The sequence below is a fragment of the Archangium sp. genome, assembly GCF_057119385.1.
The window spans coordinates 1-20,265 of record NZ_DBNGVP010000144.1; the positions used below are offsets into that span (position 1 = coordinate 1).

The window sequence follows — 20,265 nt, forward strand, 5'->3', positions numbered from 1 at the left end:
TGGCAACCCCCAGGCACTTTCACGCTCCACTGGAGCTTCTGGCGACGCCGTCACCAAGCCATTGCCAAGCTCTGTCACTACCGCAAGCGCACCTCTCAGAGCAGGTAAATCACTCGCAACTGTAGTGATTGATGCGATGGCGAAACGGGGGAGCCGCCCTAGATGAATTCCATGCCACGGACTCAGGCACGGCGTTGGTCAACCGGCCCAGCGCCACGTCGAAGCGGCCGACCGCGTTGTGGAACGCGGTGATGCGCTCGAGGTTCTTCAGGTCCGTGTTGCTCATCACAGCGCTCTTCTCGTTCGAGTTCATGGTTGTCGTTACTCCGGGGCAGCTCTCCGGCCCCTTTCGACATGAAACCCCGGCGTGCCGCGCGTGCGCCGGCTGTGAAGGGTGTCACTGGAAATCGGCGAACGGGAGCACACCCGGGAATGCGGTCGCGGATGCCACGGGCCCGACAAACGCCTGCTCACTCGCCGAGGGGGCGGCGTCTGGTGCTAGGCTCCCTCTTCCGCCGTCAACGCTGAAGAGGGGGAGCCATGTCTCGTCGCCGCTCGCGCTGGGTTGCCGTCCTGTTGCTCACGTCCGCCTGCGCCACCGCGCCCAGGCCCCTCTCCCGGGAGGGCTCGGGAGAGGCCGTCGCGCGGAGCGGGCGCACGGTACCGGACACCCGGTCGCGCGACTTCCTCACGCCTCCGGAGTTGATGAAGCGGATCGAGGCCTCGCCGGTGCAGTACCTCATCGAGGACCTCGAGAGTCTGAAGGGCGTTGCTCCCGAGCAGCTCGTGGATGCCGTCTGGCCCCATGGCCCCGAGCCTTTCGACGTACCCGTGGTCGAGCAGTCCGCGGACGGCTCACGGGTCGTGCGGCCGGCGACGTTCAATCCCGAGGCGATGGCGTTCATCCAGCAGGCCGAGGTGCACTACCGGGCGAAGCGCTACGCGGAGGCGGAGAAGCTGTATGCCCAGGCGCTCGAGAAGGAGCCGGGCAACTACCTGGCGGCCCTCAATCTCGGGGACGCGGCGCTCTTCTCGGGGCACCCGAAGACGGCGCTCACGCGCTACGAGCGGGCCGCTCGCATCAACCCCGACGACCATCGCAGCTACTTCTTCCGGGGCACCGCGCTCGTGCATCTGGACCGGATGGCCGAGGCGCGTGACATGTACGCCTGGGCGCTCACGCTGCGCCCCGAGCACCCGTATGTGATGCACGCCCTCGAGCAGAACGCGGACACGCTGGGCATCCGGTTGCAGCCGCGAGTGCTGCGGCCCCGGGCCCTCGCGCGCGTCGAGGGCAAGGGGGTCTCCGTCCATGTCGACCCGGAGTCCTCCTGGCTCGTCCATGGGCTGTGCAAGGCGCTGTGGCTCGGCGAGGAGTCCCATCGCGTGGAGATGACGGGCGAGCGCGACCACCACCCCACCCACATCGAGGAGCACGAGTGCCTGGGCCTGCTCGGCGCCGTCTACGCGCGGTTCCAGGAGGAGGGAAAGCCGAAGGACCCGGCCCTGGAGCGCCTCCTGCGCATCGTGGAGGATGGCTACGGCAAGGAGCTCATCCTCTACGAGGTGCTCGCACGGCGGGCGCCCCACGTGGTGCTCTCCCTCGAGCCCGAGGCCCGCGAGCGGCTGCACCAGTACGTGCTGCGTTTCGTGGTGCCGCTCGAGGGGGAGGGTGACACGGGCACCATTTCGCTCTGAGTGGGAAGGTCCTTTTGCACGGCCCGGATGTGCCCCAGGAGGGAAGACGTTTTCCCAGGGTGGGCATCCGGCTGCCCCTCCGGCGGGCGGTCCTGACCACCATCCGCCATGCCGCTCGCGGCGGGCTGGCACCGCCTTCGCAGTGACTCCCGGGCTCAGGGGGGAGGGCACGCGATGGTGAAGAAGAAGACTCCCACGCGGAAGCGCAAGGCCCGGGGGGCCGTGGTGGTGGCGGGGGCCCTGGCGCTCATCGGGGCGGCGGTCGAGGTCGCTTCAGGCGGCGTGACGGTCGCCGAGCGCATGCTCGCCCTCGTGGTGAAGGCCCGGCAGGCGCTGGCTCCCTCCGCCAACGCCGCCGAGCCGCCGGTCTGCGAGCTTCCCAGGAAGTAGCCTTCCCGCCCGCTCTACGGGCGCGGCGGACCGTACGCCACGGGCCGGATCGCCGAGCCCGAGCCTCCGCGCTCCTTGAGCGGCAGCACGAGCGTGCAGGAGAGCCAGGTCCTGTCCTGGGCCATCGCCGTCAGGCGCACGTTCTCCAGCAGGTGGATGCCCGCCTGGCTCAGCAGGTAGTGGTGGGCGTAGAAGGGGAGCCCTGGCGGGGTGCCCGCGGGAGGCGGCGCCTGGCCCTGCAACTGGCCCGGGTTGACCGGATCCACGAAGGGCGCGTCGAGGCCCACCGCGACGATGGCCTTCTGCGCGATGTAGTTCACCGCGTCCACGGAGAGCCCGGGCGCCTGGGAGTAGTAGGTCCCCGTCACGCTCGGATCCTCCCAGAGCTCCTCCCAGCCGGTGTAGATGTAGAGCACGTCGCCCGGGAGGATGCCGCGCCAGCCCAGCCCCTGGGCCTGGAGCATCCCCTGGATGTGGGCCGCGGTGATGAGCTGGCCTCCCGCGAGCCGGTTGCCCCCGCCCACGTACGTCCGCGCATCCAGCAGCACGGCCGTGGTGACGATGGGCGGCGCCTTGTCGATTCCCAGCTTGAGCAGGGGCGAGCCGGGAGCCGGCTTCACCTGCGCCTGCGTGTAGCCGTTGTAGTAGACGGCGTTCTGCGAGGGGATGGGGCCCGTGGCGGGATCCCACGGCTGGGGCAGCACACCGAAGTGGCCGATCGCGTCCATCTGCGTGCCCTGGCCCGCGGGCTCCCCGCAGATCGTCTCGCCGTTGACCGCGTGCCGCGAGTACGGCGGGCCGAACGTCGGCTCGTACTCGTAGTCGAGCGGAACGGCGAACGGCGACATCGGCATGGTCTCCGAGCGCACGTGCGACAGCTCGTACTCCCGCGACTTCGGGTTGATCAGGTACGCCGCGCAGCGCATGCGCGTGGCCACCCCTTGCGTGTTGCCCATTCCGCGCTCGTCACCGGCGGGCCACGGCGGTGTCGGCGCATGCAGCAGCGACTCATCCAGCAGCAGCGGGTCATTCAGCCGCGGATCCCTCAGCAGGGGATCGCTCAGCAGCGGATCATTCAAGAGCTGCCGCTCGCGCTGGGACTGGAGATCCTCCGGGGAGCGCATGGCCGACGAATCACAAGCACTCAGGGCACCCGCGGCGAGCGTCACCGCGATCACGTTCATCCATTTCATGTTGTTCCCACCCTCCGCCGGCCAGGGTAGGGGAAAGCGCTTCAACCGTCGATGTGGGCCGTCATGGGAAGCTCGAGCGTGGCGAGGGCGCCCTGTCCGGGTCCCGCGCTCTCCAGCGTCAACTGTCCCCCCAGCAATCGCGCCGCGAGCGCGCTGGAGTGCAGCCCGATTCCGTGGCCGCCCTTGCGCGTGGTGAAGCCATGGTTGAAGAGGCGCCGGGCCACGTTGGGCGCGATGCCCTGGCCGGTGTCCCGCACCTGGATCCGGATCCACGCTCCCTCCGTGTGCAGGCCCAGCCACAAGGTGCGCCGCCCGGGATCCACCGCCTCCATCGCCTGCCAGGCGTTGCTGATCAGGTTGAGGAGGATCTGCAGCAGCCGGTGCCTGTCCACCTTCACCCGGGGGATGGGCGCGAGCTCCTTCTCCACCCGCACGCCCGTCTTGCGCAGGGCCCCGCCTTGCAGGCGCAGGGCCTCCTCCAGCACCTCGGGCAGCTCGCACTCCTCCACCAGGAGCGTGGACGTCGCGTACGTCTGCTGCAGCTGGATGATGGTGCGCACGCGCTCCACGTTCTTCCCCAGCGTCCTCAGGCCCTGCCGCAAGGACTCGCGCTCCATCTTCAGCTCGGACGCGAGGCTCGGCAGGTAGGTGAAGAGGTGCTGGCCCCGCTCGTCGTGCTCGAGGAAGTCCGAGAGGTGGGGCCGGTGCTCGGCCAGCAGTTGGAAGACCTTGTCGACCCGGTCCACGCGCGAGGCCTCCACCGTGTGGTGCATCTGCTCGGTGTCCACCACGATGCTGGTGAGCGTGTTGCCCACGTCGTGCAACACATTGGAGGCCACCTCGGCCATTCCCACCGAGCGCGCCGTCTCCACCAGGCGCGCCTGGGCCTGCTTCAGCTCGCGCGTCCGCTCCTCCACGCGCTGCTCCAGCTCCTCGTTGGCCCGGCGCAGGGCCGCCTCGGCCTGCTGCACCTCGGTGTAGAGCCTCGCGTTCTCCACGGAGATGGCCGCCTGGGAGGCCAGGTGCCGCAGCAGGGTGATGCGGCCGGACTTGAAGGCCTCGGTGGTGAGCGCGTTCTCCAGGTACAGCAGTCCGCAGACCCGCTCCTGGCGCATCAAGGGCAGGCACAACACGGCGCGCGCCCGGCTGTGGGCGAAGAAGATGTCCGACGCGAAGGGGTGGGCCTCGGAGGTGTCGTTGATGAGGACGGGCTCGCTCGTCCGCCGCACGTAGGAGAGCAGGGTCCACGGCAGCACCGGGGGCGCCCCCTCCGGCGGGGTGGGCTCCAGCGCTCCGCGAACGGAGTCCACGAGGGCCTCCACCTTCAGCGCCCCGCCTTGCAGCAGCAGCAGGGCACCCCGCTGGGCGCCGGCATTCTCCAGGGCCACCCGCATGAGCGTGGCCACCAGCCTCCCGAGATCCATCTCCGAGGAGATGGCCTGCTGCGCCTTGACGACGGTGAGCGCGTCCAGCTGGGCCGAGTCCGAGTCATAGCTGGTGGAGTCCTCGTGGCTGGAGGCCGGCGCGCCCGTCAGCAGCGACCACTGCCGCTCCAGGTGCCGCGCCTTGCCGTCGGCACCCCACTGGACATAGGCCTCGCGGGCCCGGCGGGCGTAGAAGCGGGCCAGGGCGTCCAGCCCCCGCTCCTCCCAGAAGCGCGCGGCCAGCTCACAGGCCAGCGCGAGGTGGTTGACGAGGCCCTGCTCGTGCGCGGCTCGAATGGCCTCCTCGTAGACCGCCGGGGCCGTGTCCACCCGTCCCTGGAGGCGCTCCAGCTCCGCCGCCACCATCCGCTCGGGGGCGCGGAACGTCTCCGGGCAGTGCCGCGCCCACTCGTCCAGCTGTTGGTGGTGGCCCTGGAGCTCCTTCAGATCCTCCCGTTGCCGCTCCGCCTGGCCTCCCCGGTAGCTCGCCGCCAGGGCCAGGGCCCGGTAGAGGTGGTACTCGAGCTGCTGGATGCGCCCGAAGTTGGACCAGCTCAGGCCCCTGGCGACTTGCGCGGCCTGGCGGGCCTCCTCGTAGGCGCCCCGCATGAGGCACGAGCGGGCCGTGATGATGGCGTACCAGAAGCGCAGCGTGGGCATGCGGCTGCCCAGCTGGGCCTCGAACGTCTTCTCGTCGAAGCCCTCCATGCTCAGCGAGTCGAAGGACACGGTGAGCCCCCGCATCTGCTGCACGAAGGCGTGGGAGACCCGCATCATGTCCTCCGGCTGCGGGTAGCCCACCTTGTGCGCGAAGTCCTTGCGCACGACCATCTCCCGGGCCACCTCGGCCAGGTCCGTGCCGGAGAGCAGCTGCACCGTCGTGATGAAGAGGCAGCAGTAACACGCCACCTGGTAGTCGCCCGACTGGAGCGTCTGCTGGAAGGCCCGGTGGTAGAGCTTCATCGCCTCGGGGATGGGCTTCACCCAGAGGCTCGCGTGCGCCAGGGTGAAGATCGTCCTGCCCCGCCAGGCCGCGCCGTCGGGGCTCTCGACGAGCTCACAGGCCAGCCGCCCGAAGGCATAGCCCCGGTGATAGTCCTTGAAGTAGCTGGCGATCACCGTGCCGTACCACGCGTAGCCCGGTGCGGCCGCGGCGGTGTACCCGTGGCGGAGCGTCAGGGCCACCGCATGGCACAGGTGCAGGGCCAGGAGCTTGTCGTCCGAGAAGAAGGCGGGCCAGGTCAGCGCCGCCAGCAGCTCCATGACGGTCTTCATGTCCGGATCCGTCATGGGGGGCAGCTCGCGGAGGCTCTCGACGGGGCGCTTGCCCAGCAGGGCCTCGGTCTCCTGGTGGGCGGCGATCACCTGCTCCCAGGTGGGCCTGGGCGGAATGCTCACGCCGAAGCGCTCCAGACACTCCAGCAGGCAGGCGGCGGCGGCGGCCCCCTGGTTGCGCGTGAGGAGGAGGGTGCTCTTGAGCTGGTAGGCGGACGCCATCTGCTGGCGCGTGGTGGCCCGGGTGAGCAGCTCCTCCACGAGCCCGCTGGCCCCTTCGCTGTTCCTGCTCACCAGCTCGCACGTGGCCTGCTCCAGGCGCAGCGAGAAGGCCATCGCGGGCGCCGTCCGCCAGGGGTCGCCGGGCAGCAGCGAGAAGGCCATGGTGAAGTAGCCAATGGCCGAGCGGTAGGCCACCGAGGCCTTGGCCCGTGCGCCCGCCTCGGCGTTGAGCCGCGCCAGCCGCGAGCGCTCCTCCACGCTGGAGATCAACTCCGCGCCCGCGTTGAGCTGGCCCACCACCTCGAAGAGGCGCTCGTGCAGCTCCCCGGGCGAGAGGCGGCTCCACAGCCGCCGGCCGATCTCCAGGTGGACCGCCTTGCGCTCCTCCTCGGGGATGAGGGCATAGGCGGCCTGGTGGATGCGATCATGCGGGAAGCGGTACTGCTGGGCGCCCGTCTCCACCAGCAGCCCCTCCTGCAGCGCCGGCTCGAGCCCGCGCTCCACCTCGGGGGCCTCCTGGCGGGAGAGCAGGGCCACCGTCTCCAGGGCGAAGGCATCGCCCACGCACGCGGCCAGGCGCAGCAGTTGCTGGGTGGGGAGGGGGAGCTCCCGCAGCCGCCCGGCCATGAACTCCACCACGTTGTCCGAGTAGCCCCGCGCCCGGACGGCCCGCTCGTTCCAGCGCCACGCGCCGTCCGACCCGCGCGTCACCCCTCCGTCCTGGTAGAGCGTCTGGAGCAGCTGGAGGAGGAAGAAGGGGTTGCCCCCCGTCTTCTCCTGCACCAGCGCGGACAGCGGCTCCACGAGCGCGTCCGTGGCGCCCGGCAGGGCATCCGCCACCAGCCGCCGCGTCTGCTCGGGAGCCAGCGGCCCCAGGTGGATGTCCAGCAGCCGCCCCGCCGCCTTCTGCGTCTCCGCCAGCGTCAGCGCCAGCGGGTGCGAGGCGCTCACCTCGTTGTCCCGGTAGGCGCCGATCAACAGCAGGGGAGGGGTGTCGGGGTGGGTGGCGAGGTACTTCAGCAGCGCGAGGCTGGCGAAGTCCGCCCACTGCAGATCATCCAGGAAGAGCACCAGCGGCCGCCCGGTGGTGGCGAACACCGCGAGGAAGCGCAGGAAGAGGCGGTGGAAGCGGTTCTGCGCGTCGGCCGGTGGCAGCTCCGGCACCGGGGCCTGCCTGCCCACCACCTGCTCCAGTTGAGGCACCAGCGCCACCAGCACCTGCCCCAGGCCCTCGAAGGCCTCCAGCAGACGCTGGCGCCAGGTGGCCACCTCCTCGTCGCTGCCGGCCAGCATCTGCTGCACGAGCGCCCGCATGGCCTGGGCCAGCGTGGCGTAGGGCACGTCCCGCTGCAGCGGGTTGAACTTGCCCCGGAGGAAGAAGCCGCGGCGCCCCAGCAGCGGCTTGTGCAACTCGTGCACGACGGAGGACTTGCCGATGCCCGAGTAGCCCCGCACCAGCACCCACTCCGTCTTCCCGGTGCGGGCCACCCGCTCGAAGGCCTCCAGCAGCGTCTGCCGTTCCGCGTCGCGCCCGTAGAGGCACTGCGGGGCCTGGAAGCGCGCGGGGAAGTCCCGCTGCCCCAGGGGGAACTCCTCCGGCTCGCCCCGCCGCAGCCCCTCCCCGTACCGCTCCAGGTCCGCCTTCAGCCCCTCGGCGCTCTGGTAGCGATCCTCGGCGGCCTTGCCGAGCAGCTTGAGCACCACCGCCGACAGCAGGGGCGGCACCGAGGGCACGCGCTGGCTCGGGGGCACGGGCGCCTGGGCCACGTGCGCGTGGACCCACTCCAGGGCGTCCCGGCCCCGGAAGGGCTGCTGTCCGGTGAGCAGCTGGTAGAACACCACCCCCAGCGAATAGAAGTCCGTCCGGTAGTCCACCGCCCGGTTCATCCGCCCGGACTGCTCCGGGGACATGTAGGGCAGCGTGCCTTCGATGAGCGGGGCCGCCGCGGCCTCCACGTGCTCCAACTGCCGCGGGCTGGCCAGCCCGAAGTCGATGAGCCACACCCGCCCTCCCTCCGAGAGCAGGATGTTGGCCGGTTTGATGTCCTTGTGGATGACGCCCCGCCGGTGCACCGCCGCGAGGATGTCCGCCAGGGGCACGGCGATGGCCAGGAAGCGGGAGGGCTCCAAGGGCGCGCCCACCTGCTCCGAGAGCGCCTTGCCGCCCACGTCCTCCAGCACCAGCACGGGCCGATCCGCGTGCACCTCCAGGCCATGGGCGGTGATGACTCCGGCCGTGCCGCGCAGCCGCTGCAGCAGGGTGTACTCGCGCTGGTAGCGGGCGCGCTCGCGGGGACCGGGCTGCTCCGAGCGCGGCGTCTTGAGGATGACGGGCAGCCGGTCCGCCTGACGCACCGCATGGAACAACAGGTTGTTGTTCGTCGTCTGGAACAGACTTCGAAGCTCGTACCCCGGCAGTTCCATCATCCTGGACTCCATAGACCCGGCCACCGAGCGAAGGAATATAGGAGTTTTACGGATAGGGCGGACGGAACTCCCACGAAATCCCCGAGCGCACAGGGGCAAAGGTGTGTCCGCACGTGCTGTGATTTTCTCCAAGGAGCCGTCCATGCGCTCGAAGGTGCGGTCGACGTTCATGACGATGATGTGGGGAGTCTCGCTGGCGGGAGGTGCCGCGCTGGCGGAGGCCCCGCGGGAGCCCGCGACGGAATCTCTCCGCTCCTCCACCGGAGCCCTGGAGTGGACGGAGGCGCTCGGTACCGGAGAGGGCACGGGCGAGCTGGTGCGCACCCGGGAGGGGCTGGTGTACGAGCCCTACAACGTGATGCGCCGGCCCGAGGGGCTGCGGACGCTGACGGGCCTCTACACCTTCCCGGCCCGCCGGCTGGAGCGGCCGGTGGACACGGTGCGGCCGCTGATCCGGGCGCGGCTACGCCACCACGCAGGCGGTGTCGGATCCGGCGGTGTTCTTCTTCTACCTGTCGGCGCCGGCCACCAAGACGATCGACGCCCGGTGGACCGCGGGCACCAACCGCTCGACGACCGCGCCCTTCATCATCACCAACGCCAGCGGCACCAACCTGGCCACGGTGAGCGTGAACCAGCAGATCAACGGCGGGCAGTGGAACACGCTCGGCTCGTGGAGCTTCCCGGCCGGCTGGAACAAGGTGCAGCTGAGCCGCTGGACCACGACGGGCTACGTCGTCGTCGCCGACGCCATCCAGGTGCGGTGAGGCACTGAAGCGGGGTGGGGCACGGCTTCGGGGCCGTGCCTCACTCCTCGCCCATCAGGCCCAGGTTGTATTTGAGGATGTAGGGTTTGCCGGCCTGGATCTCGACCTGCAGCGTGATGTGCTTTCCCTGCTCTTCGTTGACCAGTTGCACCATGTGCTTCCCGGCGGGAAGCTCGTAGGGCGGCAGCGGTGTCTGTCCAAGGCGCTTCCCGTCGACCCACACGATGGCGTAGGGCCGGATGCGGAACTCCAGGCTGCCTGGCTTCTGTCTGGTTTGCGCGGGCTCCAGGTCGAGGACCGGTACGACGATGGGCCGGTTCTTCGGTCCCTTGATGGACGGGTTCTTCCTGGGGCCAGTCCGCGGGGGCGGTGGGGGTTCCGGACGCGCGATCTCCTGTGTGGGTTCCGGACGCTTCGTCTCCGGAGCGGGAGGAATCACGGAGGGGTCGGCGGAAGCGATGGCTCCCGCGGGCGTCTCCGTCTTTGTCTCCTGGGGCTTTTCAGGGGCGGGTTCCGCTTCCGCTGCCTTCGGGAGCGGAGCCGGTGCTGGCGGTTGTTGCCGTGGTGGAGCCGTTGCCCGAGGCGTGGACACGGCCGGCTCCTGGAGCGCGACCGGCTGGGGGCCGGGTGTCTCGTCACGCCGGGCCATGCATGTCAGCACGAGCAGCACCGCGACTCCCGCTGCCACGGCCACCAGGCGCTTTCCGAGCTTGTGTCTGGCGGAACGCTCGTCCGGCTCCAGGCGCGGCTCGGACGCGGGAGCCTCGGCTGGGATCTCGGTCTCCTTGCGCGTGGGAAGGGTGGGAGCGGGACGTTCCATGCTCGTCACCAGCTCCGGCCTGGGCTCCTGTGGGCTGCTGGGAATGCCCTTGGCGGGAGTCTTGGAAGGCATGCCCTTGGGCGGCGTGCCCTTGGGCGGCGTGCCTTTGGCGGGAGTCTTGGACGGTATGCCCTTGGGAGGTGTGCCCTTGGCGGGTGTGTTCCTGCCCGGCGTGTATCCGGAGATGGGCTCCGTCACCGCGGCCTCGCTCAAGGCCGTCACCCGTTTCATCAGCTGCGCGAGGTGCCAGGTGCCAACGGGCTCTCCGGTCGACACCATGAAGCGCTCGAGGTCCGCCTGGAAGACATGGCAGTCCGGGTAGCGTTGATCCCGATCCTTGGCCAGTGCCCGCTCCAGGATGTTCCTCAGCGCCACCGGGAGATCCGGCTGCCGCTTCTCCGCGGGGATGAAGGGCTCGTGGAGGATGGCTTGCACCATGCTCGCTTCGGTGGTGGCGTCGAACGGCTTGTGCCCCGTGAGCAACTCGTAGAGCACGATGCCGAGCGCGTACACGTCCACCCGCCGATCCAGCGCGGCGCCCCGGAGTTGCTCCGGAGGCATGTAGGCCAGCTTTCCCTTGATGACCCCCGTCTGTGTCCGATGCCCCTGGTCCGCCGCCTTGGCGATTCCGAAGTCCACCACCTTCACCGCGCCCTGATGGGACAGCAGGATGTTGTCCGGGCTGATGTCGCGGTGGATGAGGCCCAGCGGCACGCCCAGCTCCGGATCCCGGCTGTCGTGGGCGAAGGCCAATCCCTCGCAGGCGCTGGCGATGATCCGCGCACAACAGGCCGGCGGCAGGGGCACCTCCACGGCCCGGGCCCGCTTCGCCAGCACGCGCAGGTTCAACCCGTCGATGTACTCCATCGCCAGGAACCAGGTGCCGTCCGCCTCTCCGAAGTCGAAGATCTGGACGATGTTGGGATGGTTCAGCTGCGCGGCCAGCCGGGCCTCGGCGATGAACATCTCCACGAACTGCGGGTCCTCCGCCAGGTGCGGCAGGATGCGTTTGACCACCAGCGCCTTGGTGAAGCCCATGGGGCCATCGGCTCGGGCCAGGTACACCTCGGCCATGCCCCCCGTGGCGAGCTTGCTGACCAGCTGGTACTTGCCGAGCATCATGGAGATTGCCCCCCGAGGCAGCTCAATGTGGTCCGCCCGGGGGCAAGCGGGTAGGCGGGCCGTCGATCGCTTCTGCTGCTGCAAGACAGACGGCGCGTCCGGCTGTTCGCGCGCGGACATCCCGGGGCCCCCCGCGCTTCCCCGGTGAGATCCCGCATTCCGGGCAGCCCAGGGCAAATCGTACAGACTCACTGGACTCGCGGGTTTTCTTGGCTCTACCCTGAAGGCCAGGATGCCTGGCTGCCCTCCTGGCGGCCAGAGGGGAGCCTGGATGAATCGGACACTCGAATGGAGCCTGCCGCTCACCGCGCTGGTGGTGGGACTCGGCGCCGGAAGCGCCCGCGCGCACTACAACCCGTCGACGGTGGCGTATGACGCCAACCCGGCCCCGTCCCTGCTGGCGACGGTGTCGGGGTGTGACGACTGCTCGGAAGTGGTGAACCTGCCGTTCGCCTTTCCCTTCTATGGGAAGACCTTCACGCAGGTGACGGTGTCGAGCAACGGCTACCTGGTGCTCGGCAGCACCACCGCCAGCAGCATCAGCAATCCCCAGTTCTCGTGGTCGGGCTCGGCCGTCGCGCCCGCGGGGACGATCTCCCCCATGTGGGACGACTGGAACCCGGGCGCCGGCGGAGACGTGTACGCGGGCCAGGTGGGCTCGGCCTACGTGGTGGAGTGGCGCAATCTCTACCACTACGGGCAGTCCACCGCCGGGGGCTACACCTTCAAGGTGAAGTTCTTCAGCGACGGTGCCTTCGAGTTCCACTACGGCACCGTCACCGGAGGCTACGGCGCGGGCGCGGACAATGGCCTCTCGGCCACCGCGGGCTTCCAGGAGGGGCAGAACACCGTCGCCCATCCGGTGAGCTACAACCAGGCCTCGCTCGCGAGCTTCTCCGCCCGGCGCTTCACCCGCCCGGGCGCCGCGGCCGTCTACGTCAACATCCGCGATGGTCTCTTCAATCAGTTGCGCCCCGAGCTGATGTACTCGCTCGACTACACGTGCGGCACCTTCAACGGCTCCACCACCGCCGTCAGCACCAGCTCCAGCGCGAATGACGGGTGGGCCTTCTCGGCCGTGGGCTGCTCCTCGACGCCCTCCCTGCGCGGCACCCGCTTCGGCGGTGACACCGCGGGCTACAGCGTCTCCACCTATCCGCTCATGGGCGGCGAGACCGCCGTCACCAGCGGCACCTACGTCTTCATCAAGCGCTCGGACGTGACGCCCCGGCAGACGCGGCAGAGCGGCTTCAGTGTCACCTACGGCGGCACCACCTCGTACCGGGCCGTGCTCGACTACTGGCAGAGCGGTGCGCTCGACAAGCCGCTGCTCATCATCACCGGGTTCGATCCGCTCAACACGGACTCCACCGCCAACTACCTGATGCTGATGGGCGACCTGGTGCGCACGCTCAACGCCGAGGGCTACGACGTCATGATCGGCAAGCACGGCGACGGCAACCAGCGGCTCGGCTGGTTCCGGGGCGAGGTCTCCGCGTGGGTGGATGACATCCTCGGCCGCATGCCCCTGGGCAGCAAGGTGCAGGTGGCCGGCATCAGCCAGGGCGGCATCGTGCTGCGCGACACCCTGCACAACAACACCAACGGGATTCTGGGCAAGGTGAAGGCCTGGTACTCCATCGACTCGCCGCAGCTGGGCGCCAACCTGGGCCGTGCCTACCGCGGCGTCCAGACGCTCCTGCTGTGCCACCAGCCCGAGACGAATACCGGCCGGCGCAAGCTCACCTCGCCGCCCGCGTATGACCTGTCCTACAGCATGGCCACCACGTGCTCCTGCGACAACGAGCCGGAGAACTCCACGTGCGGCAGCACCAGCAGCTACCACGCTCTGTATTACGGGAGCATCGGCTGGCCCACGTCGTCCATTCCGCGCTACGCGCTGGCCTTCGGCGACGCCAACCCCACCAACGGCTACACGAAGATGGGCAGCGACTCGCGCCTGTATGACTTCACCTATACCGGGTGGTTCTGCTCGGAGGACCGGGACTGGGAGCCGGGCCAGCGCGATTGCGTGGCGGGCTCGCGCAGCATCTCCGGGGCCGACGTGAACACGGACCAGGGCGCCTCGCTGTGCGGCACCTTCCGGCTGCGCCTCCAGTTCGAGCCGGCCTTCATCAACGCCGACTCGGCCCTGGCGGTGACGGGCAACGCGCTCAACCCGGAGGCGGCCAGCTCGAGCTGCCCGGTCAACTACAGCTCGCTCGCTCCCACGCAGTGGAAGGACTGGGCCTCCAACGACTACAACGAGAAGCATGAGATTCTCACCTCCGCGCTCGCCAACCGGATGCTCACCTGGCTGAGGGCGGAGCAGTGAGCCGGACCGGAGCCCGGGCCCCTTCCGCCCGGGCCTCCGGGAAGGAGCGAGGATGACGTCGGCAGACAGTCAGCGTCCGGGGCGGGCCCGGTGGGTGGTGATGGGCCTGGGGCTCGCCGCGGTGCTGGGCGGAGGTCTCGCCGTGTGGCGCGGGGCAGGGGAGCCGCCCGTGCCCGAGCAGGCCGTGGCCGGGGCTTCCGCGCCTCGTGCCGGGGCGGCGCCGGCGCTGGCCTCACGGCCGGTGGGGGCTCCGCTGCGCATCGTCCGCCTCACCGCGTCGCCGCACGACGTGCCCGTGGGCGGGCGGGTGGAGCTGGGCTGCGAGGTGGAAGGCGGCTCGGGCGAGGCCAGTGCACGGCGCTACACCTGGGTGGCGGCGCGGGGACGGCTGGAGCAGGAGAACGGACCGGCGGCGGTGTGGGTGGCTCCGAAGACGCCGGGCCTCCACCAGGTGGGCGTGCTCGTCCAGGAGGGCGAGGCGCAGGTGAAGCAGACGTTGATGCTTCATGTCCACGTCCCCACGCCCGAGGATCTGGCCACGCTCATGAAGGAGGGGGACTGGAAGAAGGCGCGGGAGCAGTCGCTCGCGGAGCGGCAGGCGGCGGACACGAAGCTCGCGGCGCTGGGCGAGGTGGTGGCGAAGCGGGAGACGCGGGAGGACCGGCTGCGGGCGTACTTCGCGCTCGAGGACCTGGCGGCGCTGCAGCTCGACGAGGGCCGCTACGAGGAGGCGCTGCGCTCCTACGAGGAGCTGCTGGGGAGCCACCTGGAGACGGATCCGAAGCGCAAGCCGTTCCTCGCGGGGAAGGCGAGCGCGCTGTTCGCGCTCGGGCGGGAGGACGAGGCCCTGCGGGTCTACGCGCAGGCCGGGGATGAGAACCTCCCCATGTCCCACTACTACGCGGGCCTGTTGCTGGAGGCGCGGGGGCAGTTGCCCGAGGCGCTCGAGGCCTACCGGAGGGCCGCCGAGGCCAATCGCTGGTTCGCGGATCCGCTGCTGCGCCAGGCCCAGCTGATGTTGCGGCTGGGGCGGCCCGCCCAGGAGGTGGTGGAGCTGCTCGTCACGGCCTCGCCGCGCTTCGGGCGGGAGCTGCTGCTCGAGCGGCTGGCCACGGACTCGCAGTTCGCCGCGGTGAACCAGGCGCTCACGGCGAGTGGCCGGGCCGCGGAGCTCGAGGAGCGCCGGCCCATCGAGACGCGCCTCCCGGAGCCGCCCAAGCCTCCCGAGCCCGGACGGACGGCGGTGATCACCCCGGAGGAGTGAGGGTTGATCTCCAGCCGCGAACGAGCAGGCGCTATCGTCCAGGACCTCAACCGCTGCTCCAATCGAGGTCACGCCATGCTCCATCCCTCGCCAGCCCGTATGCTCAGCCTCGCGCTGGGTTCCCTCGCCCTGTCAGGCGCCATTGGCTGCAGTCACGTGGCCAACCGCGTCATCCAGCGAGACACGCTGATCAACGCCGATCTCTTCTCGCCGCGGCCGGAGATCCTCTCGGCCGGCTACGGCTTTGAAGGCATCATCGGCGTCAAAGGTGGCGAAGCCGAGGTGCGCGCCGCTGGCGGCACGTGGAACAGCGTGACCTGCACCCACGGCGAGTCCCCTTCCCGGCGGGTGCTCACCTCATCGGTCGAGCCCAACATGGGACTTCCGGTCGAGCACGCCGACGCGATGCCCATCGTCTTCAGTTGGCCCTTCCTGCCCTCGACGCTGGCGCCCACCGATTTCGCGATCCACCTCAACGACGGCACCACGGTCACCCCCGCCTACGCCACCCTCTCGCCCAACTACGAGTACAACGAGCGGCAGGTCGCCGTCGTCTTCGGCGAGTTCGGCAACCGCCTGCGCCCCGGCGAAGAGGGCGCCCTCTATCCGGTGCGGGTCGAGGTCGTCGCCGATGACAAGCCGCTGATGCTCGTGGGCCCCAACGGTCCCGTCAGCGCGGTCGGCCTCGGCAAGGAGAGCAGCAACCCCTATGTCGCCGGGCCTTCGCTCGTCGCCGCCAAGCTCACCCGCTACTCGACACTGGGCGAGGGCGGCCCGCCTCCGCTCGCGGGTCCCTTCCCCAACGATGGCGTCGCCCTCTATGGCAACGCCGCCAGATACCGGCTGCGGACCTACACCTCGGGTGGTTTCTCTCCAGACGGCGTCCGCGGCCTGCGCCCCAACGAGTTCGAGCGCTTCTTCCGCCTGCACCTGCGTCAGCCCGACGGCACGACGCTCGTGGTTGATCGCGCCGGCGTCGATTACACCGTCGCTGGCGGCAAGCTCCGCGTCGTCGGCCTCGCCGACCTGGGCCTGGTGGCCTCCGACGCGGTGAACTACGACGACTGCTACGTCGAGGACTGGGACAACTACATCGACATCGTCCTCGACGGTGACGAGGTGGCGATGCGGACCCTCACCGCGGTCGAGATTCCCGCCACCGGGCCCTACGGCGCCTTCTACAACCCGGGAGGCCCCGGCAATGCCCCCACCCCCGGCGTGCGCTACACCGAGCCAGGGCGGGCACAGGTCCAGCCGGTGACGCTCGCGCTCGATGATCCGATGACGGTCAACTATGGCCAATAGGGGCCCGTACCTTACTTCGCCCGGGAGCGCCTCATGACAGCGCGCTGGTACGCCGCATGCTTCTCGTCCCGGTGTGTGCTGGAACGAGGGTGTGAGGATGGTTCGTGCAACGAAGGCGTTCCCCCTGATTGCCGCCCTGCTGGCGGGCGCACTGGGCGCCTGTGACGAGGACGAGGCGGGTCCGACGGCGCCCTTCCGCGCCTGGGTGCTGGTGAAGTCCGCGTATGTGCGTCGGGAGCCCTCCCCGGACTCGCCCGTGGTGGGGCTGGTGGCGCGCGATGATGAGCTGTGGATCACCGGCTGTGTGCCCGCCTGTGACGCTCCGGAGGGCTGGGCCCTGCTCGGCGGGGATGGGGCCATCCGCCTGGCGAACCTGAAGCTCAATCCCCCCTCGCGCGCCACGCCGCCTCCCGGTGTGGCGCTGCCCTACGTCTATGGAACGGTGAAGAAGGGTGGGGCGGTGGTGCGCGAGGATCCCCGCGCCGACGCCCCGGTGCTGGAGCAGGCGCAGGCCTCGCACGTGGTGGCCTTCCACGACGAGCCGGAGCTCCAGGACGCGGGCTGGCTCGGACGGCCCGGCGGTGGCTACGTGTCCACTTCCGACGTGCGGCTCGCCCATCCGAGCACCTTCGCGGGAGAGCACCTGCCCACCCTGCCTCTGGCCTTCATTCTCCGGGGCCCCAAACCGGTGCCCGCCGGTGACGCGGGCGTCCCGGACGGCGGCGTGCCCTTCGCCCCCCAGAAGCACGATCGCTTCACCTTCCAGGGCATCGACAAGGCGGGGAGGGTGCTCGTCGCGGGAGGCGCCCTGCCGCGCCAGGACGTGCGGCTGGTCCTCCCTCGCGAGCGCCCGCCGCAGGTGAAGCCGGACGAGCGCTGGGTCCACGTCGAGGTGTCGGAGCAGGTCCTCACCGCGTACGAGGGCGACACGCCGGTGATGGCCACGCTCGTCTCCACCGGCAAGGCCGCCACCCCGACGCAAGAGGGGCTCTTCCGCGTCTGGCACAAGGTGGTGCACGACACCATGCACGGCCCCGAGAGCGACCCCTACGTCGTCGAGGAGGTGCCCCACTCGCTCTTCTTCCACCGGGGCCAGGCGCTCCACGGCGCCTTCTGGCACGACGCTTTCGGCAACGCCGTCACCCACGGCTGCGTGAACCTGTCCGTGAAGGACGCGGCGTGGCTGTTCGAGTGGGCACCGCCCCCGCTGCCCAGGGGCTTCCACGCCTACTCGCCCGAGCCCGCCGGGCGCACGGGCCTGTGGGTGCTCGTCGAGCGGCGTCCCGTCACCCGGGCCATTCTGGAGGGCGGCAAGCCAGTCGGGCCCCGGGACGGTCCTGCACAGGTCTCGCCCCTTCGTTAGGTTGACATCAGGCCCGCCAGGGATGGGCATGCAGGACGCAACTCTTGCCGTCCGAGCCCCGCCAGTGCGCAAGGGATGCGTCCTCGCGCACCTCCACCCCCTGACGGCCGGAAGGCAGGGCGCTTGCAGTCCTGGAGGGCATCATGACCCCGCTCAGGTCCATCTTCCCCGGTCCTCCCGCCTTCACCCAGGGCTGGCATGTCTCGGTGTCGGACGTCTCCTCGTGGCTCGAGCGGCGGAACAAGGTCGTGCTGGCCGTCATGGCCACGCTCCTGCACGCGCTGCTCTACGGGTTGCCCAACCGCATCCACCTCGCCCCGCCGGTGCAGCTGCCGATGACGTGGCTGGACCGCGTCACTCCCTTCCTGCCCCTGACGCTCTGGCTCTACCTGAGCGCCTACGCGCTGGTGTTCACCGCCTTCTCGCTGTGCCGCAAGCCGGGGAGCACCGCCCGCTTCATCTACGCCTTCTTCACGGTGGTGGGCGTGTCCACGCTGGTGCACTGGATGTGGCCCACGGCCTACCCGCGCGCGCTGTTCCCCGTGCCGGAGCAGGCCTCGCCCTTCGTGCACTGGACCATGGCCCGTTTCCGCGAGCTGGACAGCCCCGCCAGTTGTCTGCCGAGCCTCCACGTGGCGGCCGCCTTCATCTCGGCGTTCGCCGTGGCGGGGGAGGGGGATCGCCGCGCCCCGCTGCTCATCGCGTGGGCGGCGCTCATCTGGGGCAGCACCCTCACCACCAAGCAGCACTACGTGGTGGACGGGGTGGCGGGGCTGTTGCTGGCCCTGGCCGTGTGGGCCCTCTTCTATGCCAGGCCCGGGGCCCGGGAGCAGGCACGGCTCAGCAGCCGGGATTGCTTCCCGGGCTCACGCCGAGCAGGCTCGTGAAGCGCAGGTAGGTGTCCACGCGGCTCTCACCTAGACTGGCCGTGCCGCACAGCCCAGAGGGAGACCATGCCTCAGATGCTTCGCCCACCGTCCGTGGGCCCCATCGTCGGACACACCACGGACACCCGCGTCCGTCTCTGGATTCGCGCCGCCGATGTTCCGGACCTGCGCACCGTGGGCGTGGCCGCGCTCTACGAGTGGGGCCGCTCCGAGCCCAAGGAGGTGCGCTACTTCCGCCTCCATCGCGAGTACGACCGCACCGGCACGGTGGACTTCGAGGGCTTGAAGCCCGACACGCGCTACACCGCCCGCGTGGGCTCGGTGACGGTGGACAGCCTCGACTCGGAGCTGATCGTCGAGGACGAGGAGGTCTTCGAGCGGCTCCCCAAGGATCTCCGCGTGTGGAAGGAGGACTTCCTGCGGTTGGATCCGGAGGTGTCCGAGGCCTCCTTCACCACCTATCCCAGCGCGGCGAGCGGCGGCTTCTCCTTCCTCATGGGCTCCTGCCGCTACCCGGGCCTCATGGGCCAGTCCAAGCGCTCGGATGAGATCTTCCAGGCCATGTACCGGCACGTGGAGATGGCCCGGAGCGAGGACGCGCTCCCGCCCCGCTTCGTGCTGATGTTGGGAGACCAGATCTACGCCGACAAGCTCAACCGGAGCCTCCCCCTGGGCCGCGCGGACACCTGGCGCGAGTTCCAGGAGCGCTACGTCGAGGCCTTCACCACGCCCTACATCCGCCAGCTCATGCGCTCGGTGCCGACGTACATGATCCTCGATGACCACGAGATCGAGGACAACTGGGTGCAGTCACGCCTCAAGGATGCCCTCAAGCGGGATCTCTTCCACAACGCCATCCGCGCGTACATGAGCTACCAGTGGGTGCACGGGCCGCGGAACTTCGACAAGCGCATCCACTACAGCTTCGACTACGCCCAGGTGCCCTTCTTCGTGCTCGACGGGCGCACGCAGCGCATCCGCGACGACGCCGATGACTCCCTGCGCGGCAACCACCTGCTGGGCTTCCCCGCCAAGGCGAGTGCCCCCGGCTTCAAGGGACAGCTGGACCAGTTCTGCGACTGGCTCGTGGAGATGCAGGCGCGGCGCGGCAACGTGCCCAAGTTCGTCGTCTCGCCCGGCGTCTTCGTGCCCAACGGCGTCGGCTCGCGCGGCGGGAATGGTGGGGCGAGTGACTCCTGGCCCGCGTTCCCGGAGACGCGGCGGCGCGTGCTGCGCACCCTCATCGAGAAGGGGGTCCAGAACGTCGTCTTCCTCTCCGGTGACATCCACTGCTCCAACGTCTCGGAGATCTCCTTCGAGAAGAAGCGCGGCGGGAAGCTGCCGCTCAAGGCCTTCTCCATCGTCTCCTCGGCCTTCTACTGGCCCTTCCCGTTCGCCGATGGGGATCCGCTCGGCTTCGTGCACGACTCGAAGGCCGAGGAGGATGGTTTCGACGTCGACGGCTCCGTCACCATGCACTACCGCACCCGCGGCTTCGAACAGGACGACAACTTCACCCAGGTCACCTACGACATGGCCCGCAACGCGCTCGTGGTGCGCAACTACGGCCGCAAGGGCAAGGCCTTGAATGAGCCCAACGAGCTGAAGCTCGCGGCGCTTTGATTCACGGGCTCGGGGTGGGGAGCGCGGCCTGCTCGCCGTGCTCCACGTCTCGCGCCCGCCGCCACGCCCCCGGCCCCACGCCATGCCAGCGCTTGAAGGCCTTGTTGAAGGCCACGGCGCTGCGCGAGGGTCATGCGGAAATCTTCCCTT

General features: G+C 69.8%; 12 protein-coding genes and 1 pseudogene. 9 read left to right on the top strand and 4 right to left on the bottom strand.

The annotated features are described in order from the left end of the window. Positions 1–109 precede the first annotated feature (109 nt). Positions 110–313 carry a hypothetical protein gene (locus tag AC16DP_RS34330; RefSeq protein ID WP_329734604.1) on the bottom strand — a complete coding sequence of 68 codons (204 nt, stop codon included), beginning with the start codon at positions 311–313 and terminating at the stop codon, positions 110–112. Between the two features lie 227 nt (positions 314–540). On the opposite strand from AC16DP_RS34330, the gene AC16DP_RS34335 reads away from it, so the two are divergent. Continuing rightward, a complete protein-coding gene (locus AC16DP_RS34335) occupies positions 541–1,698 on the top strand; it encodes a tetratricopeptide repeat protein (RefSeq protein WP_329734605.1) in 1,158 nt (385 codons plus the stop codon). A 174-nt stretch (positions 1,699–1,872) separates the two neighbouring features. Next, a complete protein-coding gene (locus AC16DP_RS34340; protein WP_329734606.1) occupies positions 1,873–2,088 on the top strand; it encodes a hypothetical protein in 216 nt (71 codons plus the stop codon). A 14-nt stretch (positions 2,089–2,102) separates the two neighbouring features. On the opposite strand, the gene AC16DP_RS34345 is transcribed toward AC16DP_RS34340, so the two are convergent. Next, positions 2,103–3,281, bottom strand: coding sequence for a cyclase family protein (locus AC16DP_RS34345; RefSeq protein ID WP_329734607.1), 1,179 nt, complete (start codon positions 3,279–3,281; stop codon positions 2,103–2,105). Positions 3,282–3,322: 41 nt separating this feature from the next. After that, entirely contained in the window at positions 3,323–8,629 is a 5,307-nt protein-coding gene (locus AC16DP_RS34350) for a trifunctional serine/threonine-protein kinase/ATP-binding protein/sensor histidine kinase (RefSeq protein WP_329734608.1), read from the bottom strand. A gap of 476 nt (positions 8,630–9,105) precedes the next feature. Here AC16DP_RS34350 and AC16DP_RS34355 point away from each other — a divergent pair. After that, positions 9,106–9,396 (top strand): annotated as a pseudogene (locus AC16DP_RS34355) (golvesin C-terminal-like domain-containing protein); the annotation flags it as partial. Positions 9,397–9,436: 40 nt separating this feature from the next. Here the strand turns inward: AC16DP_RS34355 and AC16DP_RS34360 are convergent. Next, positions 9,437–11,338, bottom strand: coding sequence for a serine/threonine protein kinase (locus tag AC16DP_RS34360; protein ID WP_329734610.1), 1,902 nt, complete (start codon positions 11,336–11,338; stop codon positions 9,437–9,439). Between the two features lie 271 nt (positions 11,339–11,609). Here AC16DP_RS34360 and AC16DP_RS34365 point away from each other — a divergent pair, with 271 nt between their 5' ends. From AC16DP_RS34365 to AC16DP_RS34390, 6 genes are all read left to right on the top strand, one after another. Further along, complete coding sequence (locus tag AC16DP_RS34365) at positions 11,610–13,673, top strand: hypothetical protein (protein ID WP_329734611.1); 2,064 nt, start codon at positions 11,610–11,612, stop codon at positions 13,671–13,673. Positions 13,674–13,725: 52 nt separating this feature from the next. Next, entirely contained in the window at positions 13,726–14,937 is a 1,212-nt protein-coding gene (locus AC16DP_RS34370) for a tetratricopeptide repeat protein (protein ID WP_329734612.1), read from the top strand. A 75-nt stretch (positions 14,938–15,012) separates the two neighbouring features. Then, positions 15,013–16,242 carry a hypothetical protein gene (locus tag AC16DP_RS34375; RefSeq protein WP_329734613.1) on the top strand — a complete coding sequence of 410 codons (1,230 nt, stop codon included), beginning with the start codon at positions 15,013–15,015 and terminating at the stop codon, positions 16,240–16,242. A 97-nt stretch (positions 16,243–16,339) separates the two neighbouring features. Next, positions 16,340–17,605 carry a L,D-transpeptidase gene (locus tag AC16DP_RS34380; RefSeq protein WP_329734614.1) on the top strand — a complete coding sequence of 422 codons (1,266 nt, stop codon included), beginning with the start codon at positions 16,340–16,342 and terminating at the stop codon, positions 17,603–17,605. A gap of 143 nt (positions 17,606–17,748) precedes the next feature. After that, positions 17,749–18,492 (top strand): phosphatase PAP2 family protein, encoded by a 744-nt coding sequence (locus AC16DP_RS34385; RefSeq protein ID WP_329734615.1) that lies wholly within the window; start codon positions 17,749–17,751, stop codon positions 18,490–18,492. A 66-nt stretch (positions 18,493–18,558) separates the two neighbouring features. Next, positions 18,559–20,115 carry an alkaline phosphatase D family protein gene (locus tag AC16DP_RS34390; RefSeq protein ID WP_329734616.1) on the top strand — a complete coding sequence of 519 codons (1,557 nt, stop codon included), beginning with the start codon at positions 18,559–18,561 and terminating at the stop codon, positions 20,113–20,115. Positions 20,116–20,265 lie beyond the last annotated feature (150 nt).

Excerpts from the sequence above, each read along its gene's own strand:
- AC16DP_RS34375 (WP_329734613.1), top strand. The coding sequence starts at position 15,013 with ATGCTCCATCCCTCGCCAGCCCGTATGCTCAGCCTCGCGCTGGGTTCC.
- AC16DP_RS34390 (WP_329734616.1), top strand. The coding sequence starts at position 18,559 with ATGCCTCAGATGCTTCGCCCACCGTCCGTGGGCCCCATCGTCGGACAC.
- AC16DP_RS34330 (WP_329734604.1), bottom strand. The coding sequence starts at position 313 with ATGAACTCGAACGAGAAGAGCGCTGTGATGAGCAACACGGACCTGAAG.
- AC16DP_RS34365 (WP_329734611.1), top strand. The coding sequence starts at position 11,610 with ATGAATCGGACACTCGAATGGAGCCTGCCGCTCACCGCGCTGGTGGTG.
- AC16DP_RS34345 (WP_329734607.1), bottom strand. The coding sequence starts at position 3,281 with ATGAAATGGATGAACGTGATCGCGGTGACGCTCGCCGCGGGTGCCCTG.
- AC16DP_RS34340 (WP_329734606.1), top strand. The coding sequence starts at position 1,873 with ATGGTGAAGAAGAAGACTCCCACGCGGAAGCGCAAGGCCCGGGGGGCC.
- AC16DP_RS34380 (WP_329734614.1), top strand. The coding sequence starts at position 16,340 with ATGGTTCGTGCAACGAAGGCGTTCCCCCTGATTGCCGCCCTGCTGGCG.
- AC16DP_RS34360 (WP_329734610.1), bottom strand. The coding sequence starts at position 11,338 with ATGATGCTCGGCAAGTACCAGCTGGTCAGCAAGCTCGCCACGGGGGGC.
- AC16DP_RS34335 (WP_329734605.1), top strand. The coding sequence starts at position 541 with ATGTCTCGTCGCCGCTCGCGCTGGGTTGCCGTCCTGTTGCTCACGTCC.
- AC16DP_RS34385 (WP_329734615.1), top strand. The coding sequence starts at position 17,749 with ATGACCCCGCTCAGGTCCATCTTCCCCGGTCCTCCCGCCTTCACCCAG.
- AC16DP_RS34350 (WP_329734608.1), bottom strand. The coding sequence starts at position 8,629 with ATGATGGAACTGCCGGGGTACGAGCTTCGAAGTCTGTTCCAGACGACG.
- AC16DP_RS34370 (WP_329734612.1), top strand. The coding sequence starts at position 13,726 with ATGACGTCGGCAGACAGTCAGCGTCCGGGGCGGGCCCGGTGGGTGGTG.